General features: G+C 42.1%; 16 protein-coding genes and 1 tRNA gene. 8 read left to right on the plus strand and 9 right to left on the minus strand.

Annotated features, from left to right (window positions below; genetic code table 11):
• Positions 1-19: 19 nt before the first annotated feature.
• From RWX26_RS04055 to RWX26_RS04065, 3 genes are read right to left on the minus strand one after another with little or no spacing between them, the layout of a single operon-like run.
• Complete coding sequence (locus tag RWX26_RS04055; RefSeq protein WP_314579449.1) at positions 20-907, minus strand: RluA family pseudouridine synthase; 888 nt, start codon at positions 905-907, stop codon at positions 20-22.
• A complete protein-coding gene (locus RWX26_RS04060) occupies positions 904-1,731 on the minus strand; it encodes an NAD kinase (RefSeq protein WP_314579452.1) in 828 nt (275 codons plus the stop codon). The genes RWX26_RS04055 and RWX26_RS04060 overlap by 4 nt, the downstream gene beginning before the upstream one ends.
• A complete protein-coding gene (locus tag RWX26_RS04065; RefSeq protein WP_125407102.1) occupies positions 1,706-2,377 on the minus strand; it encodes a GTP pyrophosphokinase family protein in 672 nt (223 codons plus the stop codon). The genes RWX26_RS04060 and RWX26_RS04065 overlap by 26 nt, the downstream gene beginning before the upstream one ends.
• Before the next feature lie 95 nt (positions 2,378-2,472).
• On the opposite strand from RWX26_RS04065, the gene RWX26_RS04070 reads away from it, so the two are divergent.
• The 7 genes from RWX26_RS04070 to RWX26_RS04100 all read left to right on the plus strand — a co-directional run bounded on the left by RWX26_RS04070 (position 2,473) and on the right by RWX26_RS04100 (position 7,428).
• Entirely contained in the window at positions 2,473-3,036 is a 564-nt protein-coding gene (locus RWX26_RS04070) for a CYTH domain-containing protein (protein ID WP_314579453.1), read from the plus strand.
• A gap of 135 nt (positions 3,037-3,171) precedes the next feature.
• Positions 3,172-4,128 (plus strand): ribose-phosphate diphosphokinase, encoded by a 957-nt coding sequence (locus tag RWX26_RS04075; RefSeq protein ID WP_049541263.1) that lies wholly within the window; start codon positions 3,172-3,174, stop codon positions 4,126-4,128.
• A gap of 10 nt (positions 4,129-4,138) precedes the next feature.
• Positions 4,139-5,251 (plus strand): cysteine desulfurase family protein, encoded by a 1,113-nt coding sequence (locus tag RWX26_RS04080; protein WP_314579458.1) that lies wholly within the window; start codon positions 4,139-4,141, stop codon positions 5,249-5,251.
• A gap of 1 nt (position 5,252) precedes the next feature.
• Positions 5,253-5,600, plus strand: a complete 348-nt coding sequence (locus RWX26_RS04085; RefSeq protein WP_002902952.1) for a DUF1831 domain-containing protein — start codon at positions 5,253-5,255, stop codon at positions 5,598-5,600.
• A 121-nt stretch (positions 5,601-5,721) separates the two neighbouring features.
• Positions 5,722-5,943 carry a DUF4649 family protein gene (locus RWX26_RS04090; RefSeq protein WP_314579461.1) on the plus strand — a complete coding sequence of 74 codons (222 nt, stop codon included), beginning with the start codon at positions 5,722-5,724 and terminating at the stop codon, positions 5,941-5,943.
• Between the two features lie 120 nt (positions 5,944-6,063).
• Positions 6,064-6,711, plus strand: a complete 648-nt coding sequence (locus RWX26_RS04095; protein WP_268701573.1) for a redox-sensing transcriptional repressor Rex — start codon at positions 6,064-6,066, stop codon at positions 6,709-6,711.
• 24 nt (positions 6,712-6,735) lie between these two features.
• The gene (locus RWX26_RS04100) at positions 6,736-7,428 is read left to right on the plus strand and encodes a gamma-glutamyl-gamma-aminobutyrate hydrolase family protein (RefSeq protein WP_314579464.1); all 693 of its coding nucleotides are present in this window, start codon (positions 6,736-6,738) and stop codon (positions 7,426-7,428) included.
• A gap of 68 nt (positions 7,429-7,496) precedes the next feature.
• Here the strand turns inward: RWX26_RS04100 and radC are convergent, their stop codons facing one another.
• From radC to gyrA, 3 genes are all read right to left on the minus strand, one after another.
• Positions 7,497-8,180 (minus strand): DNA repair protein RadC, encoded by a 684-nt coding sequence (gene radC, locus RWX26_RS04105; protein ID WP_314579466.1) that lies wholly within the window; start codon positions 8,178-8,180, stop codon positions 7,497-7,499.
• Positions 8,181-8,339: 159 nt separating this feature from the next.
• Complete coding sequence (locus RWX26_RS04110; RefSeq protein ID WP_314579469.1) at positions 8,340-9,095, minus strand: class A sortase; 756 nt, start codon at positions 9,093-9,095, stop codon at positions 8,340-8,342.
• 14 nt (positions 9,096-9,109) lie between these two features.
• Positions 9,110-11,569 (minus strand): DNA gyrase subunit A, encoded by a 2,460-nt coding sequence (gyrA, locus tag RWX26_RS04115; RefSeq protein ID WP_314579471.1) that lies wholly within the window; start codon positions 11,567-11,569, stop codon positions 9,110-9,112.
• A gap of 195 nt (positions 11,570-11,764) precedes the next feature.
• Between gyrA and RWX26_RS04120 the strand changes: the two genes are divergently transcribed.
• Positions 11,765-12,751, plus strand: coding sequence for an L-lactate dehydrogenase (locus RWX26_RS04120; RefSeq protein WP_048689936.1), 987 nt, complete (start codon positions 11,765-11,767; stop codon positions 12,749-12,751).
• 46 nt (positions 12,752-12,797) lie between these two features.
• On the opposite strand, the gene RWX26_RS04125 is transcribed toward RWX26_RS04120, so the two are convergent.
• The 3 genes from RWX26_RS04125 to rpsA all read right to left on the minus strand — a co-directional run.
• A complete protein-coding gene (locus RWX26_RS04125; RefSeq protein ID WP_314579475.1) occupies positions 12,798-13,214 on the minus strand; it encodes an NUDIX hydrolase in 417 nt (138 codons plus the stop codon).
• 59 nt (positions 13,215-13,273) lie between these two features.
• Positions 13,274-13,345: transfer RNA gene (locus tag RWX26_RS04130), tRNA-Arg, on the minus strand.
• Between the two features lie 87 nt (positions 13,346-13,432).
• A partial coding sequence (gene rpsA / locus RWX26_RS04135; RefSeq protein WP_314579478.1) for a 30S ribosomal protein S1 occupies positions 13,433-14,461 on the minus strand: 1,029 nt, incomplete at its 5' end.

The following is a 14,461-nucleotide window of genomic DNA, read 5'->3' on the forward strand; positions in this document are numbered from 1 at the left end:
CTTAAAACTCCTTTATCTCTTATTCTTTTAATTTCTCAATAACTTGTTTAAAATCTTCTGGCAAAGGACTGGCACGCTCAACTTCCTGACCACTAAAAGGATTATAAAATTTCAAAGAATGACAATGTAAAGCCTGACGCTCTATTCCGTGTTCCAAACTCCCACCATAAAGGTCGTCACCCAAAAGCGGAAAGCCAATATGTGAAAAGTGAACGCGGATTTGATGAGTCCGCCCAGTATGCAGATGAATATCCACTAGATAGACATCTCCAAATCGCTCTATGACCTTGTAACTGGTATGAGCGTACTTGCCATCCTCTGTCACGCGCCTCGTAATGATACTCTCAGGATTGCGTCCAATCGGAGCAATAATCTCACCTTGCTCTTCTAAGTCACCAGTCCCCCGAACCAGAGCGTAATAGCGCTTTTCTATCAGCTTCTTCTGCAGTTGCTTGTCCAATCTGGCATGAGCATAGCCATGCTTAGCAAAAAGCATGAGACCACTTGTATCCTTATCCAGGCGAGTCACGATATGCACCTGCTGGTTTTCATATCCCTGACGAATATAGTAAGCCTTGACGAAATTAGCCATAGTGTTGGAATGATTAACACTGGGAATACTAGCCACCCCTGCCGGCTTATCCAAAACCAAGAAATGCTCATCTTCATAGATGACAGACAAGTCCTTATCAACAGCCTTCAGACTCTCAAATCCCTTTTCAGACGGGATATCAATCGTCACCCTATCGCCAATATCCAAGAGATAAACAGCGTTCTGAGGTTGATGGTTGACGAGAATGTTTCCGCCGGAAAATTTTATCTTTGCCAAGAGGCTTTTGGAAATTTCGTGCCGCTTCAAAAAAGTCTTCACCTTGACATGCTCATCAGCAATAAACTCAAACCTCATTCCTTGCACTCTCCAATAAAGGAGTCTCTGACACGATTCCAAAAGCTGGTATGACTTGGCGAAGCCACAAAATGTATCTTATGATTGTCAATCTGATACTCAATACGGACAATATTTTTGAAAGAGAAAGTCTGATTATCAACCGCGATAGTATGATAGTCACTGCGGGTCGGCACTAACTCAATCTTATCTTTCTTGGGAACAATGACCGACGAACCCAACGTCCGATAAACCCGATTGTTGAGACTAGCAATTTCTGTCACCTGCAAGGCTTCGATTGTCGGATGCAATACCGCTCCGCCCAGAGATTTGTTATAGGCTGTACTGCCCGTCGGAGTAGAGACGGAAATCCCATCTCCTCGAAAGCGCTCGAAATGAACCCGATTGATAATGACATCAGCTACCATGGTCCGATCCGAACGCTTGATTGTTGCTTCGTTCAAAGCACGAATGGTGCGTGTATCACCATTTTCGAAAGTGATTTTCACATTTAAAATTGGATAAGAAACCTGAGCACCAGAGTCTAATTTAAGGTTTTCGACCAGCTTATCTAGTTCAAAATCACGGTAGTCCGTATAGAAGCCGAGATGCCCTGTATGCACACCGACAAAGCGGACCCGATCCAGCTGTTCTTCATACATATGAAAAGCCGACAGCAACATGCCGTCACCACCTACCGAAATCACGATATCGGGATTCTTAGTAGTTAAAATAAAGCCGTTCTGTTTAAGCTTCTGCTTTAAATCTTGATAAACTTGTTCGCTCTGTCTTTTCCGATTACGGATAATCGCTATTTTTTTATCTGTATTCTTCATCTGTATCATCACTATTTCCCACACCGTCATTTAACTTGCGGTGGAGAGGATCAAAGAGAGCCTGCGCCTCCTGGATAGCATCACGAATTTCTCCCATCTCCTCATCCAGCTGATAGGCAAGATTAGCTGTCGTTTCCAAGCGACATTTGATCTCCTCGGGAAATTCTCCTTTATACTTGTAATTCAAAGAATGCTCAATCGTAGCCCAAAAATTCATCGAAAGGGTGCGAATCTGAATCTCAGCCAGAATAAGCCTATGACCATTAATCGTATCAACTGGATACTCTATAATCACATGGTAGCTCCGATAGCCACTGGCTTTTTTGTTTTTAATATAATCCCGCTCCTGAACAATGCGCATATCAGTCCGGTTTCGCAGGACTTCTAAAACTTCATCTACATCATCGACAAACTGAACCATGACTCGTAAGCCAGCGATATCCTGCATCTCCTGCTCGATATTTTCCTCTCGAATGCCTCGCAGAACCATCTTTTCTTTAATGCTCTCAATCGGCTTGACGCGTCCGGTCACAAACTCAATCGGAGAATGGCGCTGCTGCTTACGGTATTGCTTTCGCACCCCACGCAACTTAATTTTCAGCTCTCCAACTGCTTGAATATAGGGGTCTAGAAACTCTTCCCATTCTATTGTCATACACTTACCTTGTCATATCATTATTTTTTGTATAAAATAAACACAACTGTTATTATAACATAAATCGCTTTCAAAAAAAAGAAAAGGATATGAAAATGAATCACTTAGAAATTGAATTCAAAACCATGCTGACCAAAGAAGAGCACGACCGTCTGCTCCAGTTATTTGCTGATATTTCGCCTATTAGCCAGACCAACTACTACATCGAGTCAGACCAGCAGAGTATCCGACACGCCCACATGGCTTTTCGAGTACGAACTTTTAACCATCGCGAAGCTGAGCTGACACTCAAGATTCCTCAAGAAGTCGGAGCCTTGGAACTCAATCAGAACTTGACACCAGAAGAAACCAAAAACATTTTGCAGAACAATGAATTTCCTACGGGAGAGATTTTAGAGACGCTGCTTCAGAAAGAAATTCCCATCCAAGACTTGAAGATTCTAGGTTCTCTAGAGACTATCCGCTATGAAAAAGAAGACAAAATCGGTCTATTTGCTCTGGATGAGAGCCACTACTTGGGCAAAAAAGACTTCGAACTTGAAGTCGAAGTTGAAGATTTTGAAAAGGGAAAAGAAAATTTCCTCAACTTCCTAAAACAGCACAAGATCGACTACAAACCTGGCAAGAGCAAGATAGCAAGATTTTCTGAAAACTTGTAAATCAACGACCACAAAATAGCTGAAATAATCTAATTTTTTTGGTAAAATAAAAGGTAGCAATCTAAAGCCTATTGAAATATAAATTTCATGGAGCATTAGATATAGAAATGAGACAAAAAGAGGACGGTCCAACTCATGTCAGATAAAAAAAATATGAAGCTTTTTTCCCTCAACTCCAATCATTCCATAGCTGAAAAAATCGCTGAAGCGGCTGGAGTTCCTTTGGGAAAACTTTCCTCCCGCCAATTCTCGGACGGCGAGATTCAGATTAACATTGAAGAAAGCGTTCGTGGCTATGATATTTACATCATTCAGTCTACCAGCTTCCCTGTCAATAATCACTTGATGGAGCTCTTGATTATGGTGGATGCCTGCAAGCGTGCCAGTGCTAATACGATTAATGTTGTCATGCCTTATTTTGGTTATGCCCGTCAGGATCGGACTGCTGCTCCTCGCGAGCCAATTACAGCTAAACTAGTTGCCAACATGCTTGTCGGAGCTGGAGTAGATCGTGTGATTTCTCTGGATCTTCATGCCGTGCAGGTCCAAGGTTTCTTTGATATCCCAGTTGATAACCTCTTCACTATCCCGCTCTTTGCCAAACACTACTGCAACATGGGGCTTTCTGGCGATGATGTCGTTGTCGTCAGCCCTAAAAACTCTGGTGTAAAACGCGCCCGCAATCTGGCTGAATATCTGGATGCCCCTATCGCTATCATTGATTATGGCGAAGATGAGGCAGGTCGCTCCGAGGGCTATATTATCGGAGATGTCGAAGGTAAGAAAGCTATTCTAATCGACGATATTTTAAATACCGGTCGGACTTTCTCTGAAGCAGCTAAAATTGTCTGTCGCGAAGGCGCGGTCGAAATCTATGCTGTATCCAGTCATGGTCTCTTTGCGGATAAAGCTGCAGAATTACTGGATAATTCTCCTATCAGGGAAATTCTTGTGACAGACTCTGTTGATACCAAAGAAAAAACACCTAAGAATCTCCACTACATTACAGCTAGTGAACTGATTGGTGATGCCATTGTCCGCATCCAAGAGAGAAAACCAGTCAGCCCACTCTTTGCCTATCAAAAGAAATAAGGTAACCAGAGTGATTTATTTAGATAATGCTGCTACAACTGCTTTGTCGCTCGCTGCAATTCAAGCAATGACCAAAACTATGACTGTCTTCGGAAATCCTTCCAGTACGCATAGCCATGGTCGAGAAGCTAGTAAACTCCTTAGGCAGGCGCGTGAAGATATTGCTCAAGCCCTGCATACTCAAAGCAATAAGATTCTTTTTACTTCAGGCGGCACTGAAAGCAATAATACTGCTATCAAAGGCTATGCCCTTCGTCACCAGAACCGAGGAAAGCATATTGTGACCACTGCTATTGAACACCATGCTGTCTTAGAAGTGGTGGAGTACCTAGTAGATAAATTCGGCTTCGAAGCTACTTTTGTTCAGCCGGTAGATGGTCAGATTCGAGCGGAGGATATTAAGAAGGCTCTTAGACCTGACACTATTCTTGTGTCCGTCATGGCAGTTAATAACGAGACGGGTGCCATGCTCTCCATTAAGGAAATTGGTGAATTACTACAAGAACATCCTGCTGCTTTTCACGTTGATGCTGTCCAAGCAATTGGTAAACTTCCCATCTACCCTGACGAGCTAAGGATTGACTTCCTCTCTGCTTCAGCGCATAAGTTTCATGGTCCCAAAGGCGTTGGCTTCCTTTATGCCAAGAAGATGGATTTTGACAATTTCATGCACGGTGGCGACCAGGAAGAAAAACACCGGGCCGGAACTGAAAATCTAATCTCTATCACAGGTATGGCGGCGGCTCTGTCAGATAGCACGGAACATCTTGAGGAAAATCTAGCGCATGCGCAATACTTAAAAAACAGATTGCTTGCTGACTTATCAGACATTGACTATTACTTAAATGAAAGTCAGCCAAGCTTGCCTTACGTCATCAATTTGGGATTTCCCAATCAAAAGAATGACCTGCTTCTGCTTCAAATGGATTTAAATGGATTTTCCATTTCAACAGGATCAGCCTGCACAGCCGGAGCTATACAACCCAGTCATGTCTTGCAGGCTATGTATGGCAAGGATTCCAATCGCTTGTATGAGTCTGTTCGGATCAGTACTTCGGACCAAACGTCTTTGCAAGAGATTCAATCATTTACAAAGAAATTAAAAGAAATTTTAGGAGGATAAGATGGCCTTTCAAACATCTGTTAGCTTAGCAAACTGTGAATATACCTATTCACTTCATCCAAATGTCAAGAAATTCACCCTGCGCGACAATACTTTCGCGGAAAGCAAGGTTGGCAACTACGAACTCTCTCGTCTGCTGGAATCTGTTCCCAACAGCGGAAATGGCTTTCTGCTCAAAATCATCGTCAATAAAGATTTGAATGGTTTTAAAATTAACATCACTGACAAATCAGGCCTGCGCTTGGTCAATATTTTCAAATCAGAAGATCATCACATTATCCAACAAAAATTTTATTTCTTGATGGACAGCTTGGTTGAAAGAAATATTTTTGAAAAGACACCACAATAAGCAAGATTCTCGTAATTTTGCTTTTTTGGTTTTGACTCTTCAAAATTTAAACGAGCTTGACCTCTACTTGGAACGCTTGAAAATATCAAATGACTAATCGAACCAAAAGAAAGGATTAACGATGGTTGAACTGACCTATTTGGACTCATATAAGGTAAAACGAACACTCACCTATGAAGACTTTGACGAATTTCTTCTAGCCTTCTCTGGCTGCGTCACGGTTCCTGACTCGCTCAAGGTACTTTCTGTTACTTATAAGGGACACCAGCTGCCTTTTACAGGGCTAATTGGGGACTTGTACCGCCAAATGTACCGGTTAGACCTACGTCCCTATCAGGACTAAGTTTTTCAACGCTACTATTCCCAGCGATTACTGATTTTCTTTTTTATAAATCAAACATCCTTAATTAGTTGATTTTTTCACAAACTTCCTATAAAATAGAATTAGAAAGGTTGTGATTTTGTGAAAACTGAAAAAAATACTACAATTCCCCGAGCAACTGCTAAGAGACTGTCGCTCTACTATCGTATTTTTAAACGGTTTAATGCTGAGAAAATTGAGAAAGCCAACTCCAAGCAAATCGCTGAAGCTATTGGCATTGACTCTGCTACCGTCAGACGAGATTTTTCTTATTTCGGTGAACTTGGCCGCAGAGGATTTGGCTATGATGTCAAGAAATTAATGAACTTTTTTGCTGACCTCTTGAATGACAATGCTATCACCAATGTCATGATTGTTGGTGTCGGTAACATGGGGCGAGCTCTGCTGCACTATCGTTTTCATGAGCGCAATAAAATGAAGGTTGTAATGGCTTTCGACACAGATGACCATCCAGAAGTTGGCAGCACAACCAGCGATGGGATTCCTATCTATGGAATTTCCCAAATCAAAGAAAAAATACAGTCAGGAAATGTGCGTACTGCAATCCTAACTGTACCTAGCGTAAAAGCTCAAGAAGTTGCCTCTATCTTGGTTGAAGCAGGTATCAAAGGCATTCTCTGCTTCTCGCCAGTCAACCTATCCCTACCTAAGGACGTGGTCGTTCAGTATGTTGACCTGACTAGCGAACTGCAGACTCTGCTCTACTTCATGAGAAAAAATGAACATTAATTTGAAAGAGGTATTGAACACTCAATGAATAAACCAATTATTGGAATAACCGGAAATGAAAGAGAAATCCCAGACGATCACTTCATCCATATGAGCTATACGGCGACTGGATTCGTTGAGGGAGTCAAAGAAGTTGGCGGAATTCCAATGATTTTGCCAATTGGTGATGAAGAAATGGCAAAACGGTATGTTTCCATTGTTGACAAATTAATCATAACAGGCGGTCAGAATGTATGTCCCCAGTTCTATGGAGAAGAAAAAGTTATTGACAGTGATGATTATCTACTAAAGCGGGACATTTTTGAACTTGCTTTAATTAAGGAAGCCCGCCGTCAAAATAAACCAATCTTCACCGTCTGCCGCGGAACCCAACTTTATAATGTCGCACTGGGCGGTACTCTTCATCAAGACATTGAAGATCATTGGCAAGATAGCTCTGCTGAGTACACGACTCAAAGCATGGTGACCAAAAACGGCTCTATTCTGCACGAAATCTATGGCCCTGCATCTGAAATCAACTCCTTCCACCACCAGAGTATCAAGGATTTAGCGGCTGACCTAGAAGTCATCGCCTATGATCCGCGAGATAAAATTATTGAAGCCATCACTTCTACTGATGGTAGTCCTTTCCTTGGCGTCCAATGGCACCCAGAGTTCTTGTTTGGCTCCAGAGAAGGAGACTTAGCTCTGTTTGATTATGTTGTAAATATTCTTTAAAAGCCTCTATTCCTAGATAAACTTCTGTTCTACACGAATAGAAGTTTTTTATATTCAAGTAAATCAAATTATATCATATCTGTCTCCTCTCGGTAGCTATAGTAGTTGGACTTGGACACAATCAAATGATCTAAAAGAACCAAGCCCATCATCTCACAAGCTTCTTTCATATGCTGGGTCACTTCATCATCGTTTCTGCTAGGGACGACTGAGCCTGATGGATGATTGTGTACCAGTATAATAGATGTCGCCAGGTGCTTGAGAGCGTAGTGGAGAATTTCTCTCGGCTCAGCAATACTTCTGCTGACCGTCCCCATGAAAATAGTCTGCTGGTGCAAAATTTGATTTTGACTATTAAGATAAATAGCAACCAAGCACTCCTGCCTCATGTCTCCTAGCTCTTGCTGCATCTTCTGGGCTAATTTTTGACTGCCCATAATCTGCTCTTTCTGCAGAACCTCTGCTTGGTTAATTCGACGGCCTAATTCGATAATGGCCTGCAGCTCCACAGACTTAACCGGACCGATTCCAGAAATTGTTTGCAATTCCTGCAAAGTTAAATACTTAAGATCGTTCAAACTGGAAATCGATGATAAAATTCTTTGAGAAACTTGAAAAACAGTTTCTTTTTTGTTACCTGTTCTGAGAAAGATTGATAGAAGCTCCTGGTTACTGAGTTTTTCAGCGCCTTCTCTCATCAATCGCTCGCGCGGCATCATGCTAATATCATCTTGAAATGAAATGCTATACATAGAAACCTCCTTATCTTATAATTCGGAAAAAGAGTCAAAATCAACAAGAAAAGATACAGAAAATAAAGATTGAAAATCTTTCGTCCAGAACAAATTTTAGATAAAAAAACTCCAAAAGTTAGAGTTTTTCCTAACCTTTGGAGTGAAATTTTTTTAACTTTAGATCTGCATTTGATTATAGGACTTACTGAAAGATTCAAGAACTTCCTTGGGCGCCTTATCATACTCGACAGAGCCTTCTAACGTTCCTTTAACAATAGTCCGGTTGGTTGCCGCAGCATCCTCACAAGTAACCAAAGTAATCTCTGTAACACCTTCTGTATCCTCAATCAGATCCGTTCGATCCGGAGTTACCGTTTCAACACTAGTGATTACATAAGTATAGACTTGCTCTTTATCGGTGATATAAATCTTCATACCAGCCTTAGCACGGTCCAGTGGGGAAAAGAGCATGTTACTAGCCCCTGTGATGCCAAAGACATGGTGGCTAGCCAAGGCATAATTGCCCTGCCCCATCTGCTGGGTCTCTTTCATCGTACCAGCACCATAATACAATCCGGCATTATCCAGTCCTTTGAAGATCGGCAAATTCATGGAAACTTCCGGAATAGAGATGCCTCCGATAACAGGCAGTTGCTGAGCTTTCCACTGAGCATTGATAACTGCTTCTGTAGAAAGTGACTCTACCTTATTAAAATCAAAGCTAGTCTCAACATTTTTATTTTTATTAATAGAGTCTTTAGAAACCTTGCTGACCTGATATTGGTTGGTATGCCAAACCATAATCATGTTTCGGATTTGCGCATTAAAGATTAAACCAAGAGCCACAATAATTAATAATGTCGCAACAATATTAATAAAGATATTTCTTTTGCTTTTTTGTTTTCTTTTTCGACTTCTTTTTCCTTGTACCATATAGAGGTCCTCTTTTACGATTCGTTTTCTTCCTCTGTTACATCTTCTTTATCATCTGCTTCGACGCTAGTAAAGGTGACAATCTGAGCATTTTGATCCAGACGCATGACCTTAACTCCCATGGTCGAGCGGCCTGTCTGAGAAATATTAGCCACACTGGTCCGAATGATGACACCAGTATTAGTGATAATCATCAAATCTTCCTCGCCAGTAACGGTCATCAGACCAGCAAGAGGCCCGTTCTTATCAGTGATATTGGCTGTTTTAATCCCTTTACCGCCACGGCCCTTGGTTGGATACTCACTAGCAAGAGTTCGCTTACCATAGCCTTTTTCGGTGATGACAAGCACTTCGTCTCCCTCAGCAATCACACCAGCTCCAACGACCTGGTCGCCCTCTCGAAGATTAACTCCGCGAACACCAGTCGCTATCCGGCTCATGCTCCGGACAGCTGTCTCATTGAAGCGGACAGAATAACCAAACTTAGTACCAATGATAACGTCTGCAGCGCCGTCTGTCAGAAAGACATTGATTAACTCGTCTTCATCCTTCAAATTCAAAGCCTTGAGGCCGTTCTGACGAATATTAGCAAATTCCGTCACACTGGTCCGTTTGACCACCCCATGACGGGTAGTAAAGAAGAGATAGGAATCATCACTGCGGTCTTGCTGGACATTAATAATGGTCTGAATAGTCTCTCCTTCATCCAGCTTCAAGAGATTGACCACTGGCAAGCCCTTGGCTGTCCGGCCATACTCAGGAATTTCATATCCTTTGAGACGATAAACTCGACCTTTGTTAGTAAAGAAGAGCAGTCTATCGTGGGTACTTGTTGAAACCAGCTCTTTGACGAAGTCATCGTCTTTGACACCAGTTCCTTGAACACCGCGGCCTCCGCGTTTCTGAGCAGTGAATTCATCCTGATTCAGACGTTTGATATAACCTTTATTAGATAGGGTAATCAAAACATCCGCTTCCTCAATCAAATCTTCATCTTCAAGAGAAAGAACTTCTCCCACCATCAGCTCAGTTCGGCGTTCATCCGCAAATTTACGTTTGACCTCATCTAACTCTTCCTTGATAATAGCGATAACTCGCTCTTGCTTAGCCAAGATATCAGCCAAGTCCGCAATCAAGGCAATCAGCTCGTCGTACTCTGACTGAATCTTATCACGTTCCAAACCAGTCAGACGACGCAGACGCATATCGAGGATAGCTTGACTCTGACGCTCAGACAGTTCAAACTTAGCCATCAATTCAGCCTGTGCTTCTGCGTCTGTCTCGCTATTACGGATAATGCGAATCACTTCATCAATATGATCAAGAGCAATCAGCAAACCAGCCAAGATGTGAGCTCGCGCTTCTGCCTTTTCTTTATCAAAAGCCGTCCGTCGAGTCACCACTTCCTTTTGGTGTTCAATGTAGGCTAACAAAATCTCACGCAGAGATAGAATCTTCGGTACACCATTTTGAATAGCCAGCATATTGAAGCTGAAATTGGTCTGCATCTGAGTCAGCTTGAAAAGGTTATTTAGAATGACATGAGCAGAGGCATCACGACGAACCTCAATGACAAAACGGACCCCTTCACGGTTAGACTCATCACGAACAGCTGTGATACCATCAATTCGTTTTTCCTGCACCAGACGAACAATATGCTCATGGACCTTGGTCTTATTAACCATGTATGGAAACTCGGTTACGACAATTCGCTCACGGCCGTTTTTCATTTCTTCAATTTCAGTGCGAGAACGAAGAACAATCGAACCCTTCCCTGTTTCATAAGCCCGGTGAATACCGGACTTGCCCATAACCAGTGCTCCTGTCGGAAAATCTGGTCCAGGCAGGACTTCCATGATATCGCGAGTTGTTGCCTCTGGATTATCCATAACAAGCTTAACTGCATCAATAGACTCACCGAGATTATGCGGTGGGATATTGGTCGCCATCCCAACCGCAATCCCTGTCGCACCGTTTACAAGCAAGTTAGGGAAGCGAGCAGGAAGAACTACAGGCTCTCTCTCACTGGCATCATAGTTATCGATATAATCAACAGTGTTTTTATTGATATCACGAAGCATCTCCAGAGCAATCTTGCTCATACGTGCTTCTGTATAACGTTGAGCAGCAGCTCCGTCTCCGTCCATAGAACCGAAGTTTCCATGGCCATCTACGAGCATATAGCGATAGCTCCACCATTGAGCCATCCGAACCATAGCCTCATAAATAGAATAGTCCCCGTGTGGATGGTATTTACCCATAACATCCCCAGTAATACGGGCAGATTTCTTATGTGGTTTATCTGGTGTAACCCCAAGTTCATTCATTCCATAAAGGATCCGACGATGAACTGGCTTTAAACCATCTCGCACGTCAGGAAGAGCCCGAGACACGATAACACTCATAGCGTAATCGATGAAACTGGTCTTCATTTCAGATGTTAAGTTAACATCAACTAAGTTATTATCCTGCATTAAAACAATGCCTCTCTTTAATTAATTCACCATACTATTATAACACATTTAGGACTTTTTTTCTCCTTCGGAACACAAGAGTAAAAACGTTTACATCGTCCAAAATAGGCGTAAAACCGTGACAAAGAAAAGTAAAAGTGGTAGAATAAATGCGAATGGGGAAACCCAAAAAAATAGAAGGAGACGTTTAGAATAATGACATTAACTAAACAACATAAAAAAGTTATCCTTGTTGGTGACGGCGCTGTAGGTTCATCTTATGCTTTCGCACTTGTTACTCAAGGTATCGCACAAGAATTAGGTATCATCGAAATCCCTCAATTGTTTGAAAAAGCGGTTGGTGATGCTGAAGACCTTAGCCACGCACTTGCCTTCACTTCTCCTAAGAAGATTTATGCTGCTAAGTACGAAGACTGTGCGGATGCTGACCTCGTTGTCATTACTGCGGGTGCTCCTCAAAAACCAGGTGAAACTCGTCTTGACCTTGTTGGTAAAAACCTTGCCATCAACAAATCAATCGTTGAGCAAGTTGTTGCTTCAGGATTTAACGGTATCTTCCTTGTAGCTGCTAACCCAGTTGACGTCTTGACTTACTCTACTTGGAAATTCTCAGGTTTCCCTAAAGAACGTGTTATCGGTTCAGGTACTTCTCTTGACTCAGCTCGTTTCCGTCAAGCACTTGCTGAAAAAATCGGCGTTGATGCTCGTTCAGTTCACGCCTACATCATGGGTGAACACGGTGACTCTGAGTTTGCTGTTTGGTCACACGCTAACGTTGCCGGTGTAAAATTGGAACAATGGTTACAAGCTAACCGTGACTTGGATGAAGCTGACCTTGTAGATCTCTTCATCTCTGTACGTGATGCTGCTTACTCAATCATCAACAAGAAAGGGGCTACTTACTATGGTATCGCCGTTGCTCTTGCTCGTATCACTCGTGCAATCCTTGATGACGAAAATGCAGTTCTTCCACTTTCAGTCTTCCAAGAAGGTCAATACGGTGTTGAAAACGTCTTTATCGGTCAACCAGCGATTGTTGGTGCACACGGTATCGTTCGTCCAGTTAACATCCCATTGAACGATGCTGAAACACAAAAAATGCAAGCATCTGCAAAAGAATTACAAGCGATTATCGACGAAGCATGGAAGAACCCAGAATTCCAAGCAGCTTCTAAAAACTAATTATAAAAAAACATCTCCTGATAAAAGGGGATGTTTTTTTGTTGCTTTATACAGATTTGTCAGCAAAAATATCAAACAAATAAGGTACGATGAGCTGCTCCTCTAGGTCTTTCAAAGAAGAAATCCAGGCAAAGTCTGTATGCTCTTCTGGATCTAATATAATATCACGCTCTTCCAAAATCCTACCTGCATAAACTAAGCGTGTAAAAACAGTATCTTTGCTAGCATCAAACTGACTATCTTCATGGATAATCTTATCAATCCGAATCTTTTGATTAACCTCCTCCATAGCCTCACGTAGAGCTGCCTCTCTAGGCAGTTCATTCTCTTCTACACTTCCGCCTGGAATATCCCAATAAGATGGATAGACATTAGGAAGGCCTCGCTTTATCTTAGAGCGTTTGATAAGCAAATACTTCCCCTCTTTCTCGATTAAGGTATGAGCGATTAATTTTACTGTCATTGCATATTTTCCTCCAAAAAAGAGCAAAAAAAGACTCCGAAGAGTCCAATTTTAAGTCATCCACCCTGAGAGAATCGAACTCCCATCTCAAGAACCGGAATCTTACGTGATATCCATTACACTAAGGGTGGCAACTAATTCATTATAACTGATTTTCTCTGAAAAGACAAGTGAAAATCAGAAAAAGAAGCTGAGATTTCTCAACTTCTTTTATCTAATTACAATTCAATATCGCCAAACAAATCAGCCATTGAGAATCCAGTTTGAGTTTCTGGAAGTTCAAAGTCACGTTTTTCTTGACGTTTTGGACGACGAGGACGTGATTGACGTTTCTCATCTTTTTGACCTTCTTCTTGAGCTGGACGTTCTTCAAGAGCCTTGATAGAAAGCGATACACGCTCATCAGCAGCATTCACTTCAAGAACCTTAACAGTTACTTCTTGACCAACTTTAAGGGCATCTTTAGGGCTTTCAACGCGTTTGTGCGAAATTTGTGAGATATGAACCAGTCCATCGATACCTGGCAATACTTCAACGAAAGCACCGAAATCAGTCAAACGTTTTACAGTTCCTTCAATCACATCGCCTGCAGCAAGTTTTTGCTCAACGCCATCCCATGGTCCAGGTGTTGTTGCTTTAAGAGAGAGGGATACGCGTCCTTCTTCTTCGTTCAAGTCAAGGACTTTCACTTCGATTTCATCACCGACTGATACAACAGACTTAGGTGATACGTTGCGCTCATGTGACAATTCAGTCAAGTGAACCAATCCATCAACTCCGCCAAGGTCAATGAAAGCACCAAAGCTAGTGATGCGAGCAACTTTACCAGTCACAATATCACCAACATTCAACTTACCAAAGACTTCAGCACGTGCTGCTGCAGCTTCAGCTTCTACAACTTCACGACGTGAAAGGATGAAGCGGTTTTCTTTTGGATCTACTTCTTTAATCTTAGCATCAAACTCTTGACCTACAAAACGCTCAGTGTTACGAACGAAACGAGTATCAAGCATTGAAGCAGGGATAAATCCACGAAGTCCTTCAAACTCAACTGAAAGTCCACCTTTAACAGCACGAGTGCCCTTAACAGTGACAACTTCTTCTTCACGACCAACCAATTTGTCCCAAGCTTTGCGAGCTTCCAAACGTTTTTTAGATACCAGGTAAGTTACGGTGTCTGTATCTTTACCCACTACTTGACGAAGAACAAGCAATTCAAGTGTTTCACCTGGTTTTACAAGGTCGTT

The organism is uncultured Streptococcus sp. (assembly GCF_963536705.1).
GTDB lineage: Bacteria > Bacillota > Bacilli > Lactobacillales > Streptococcaceae > Streptococcus.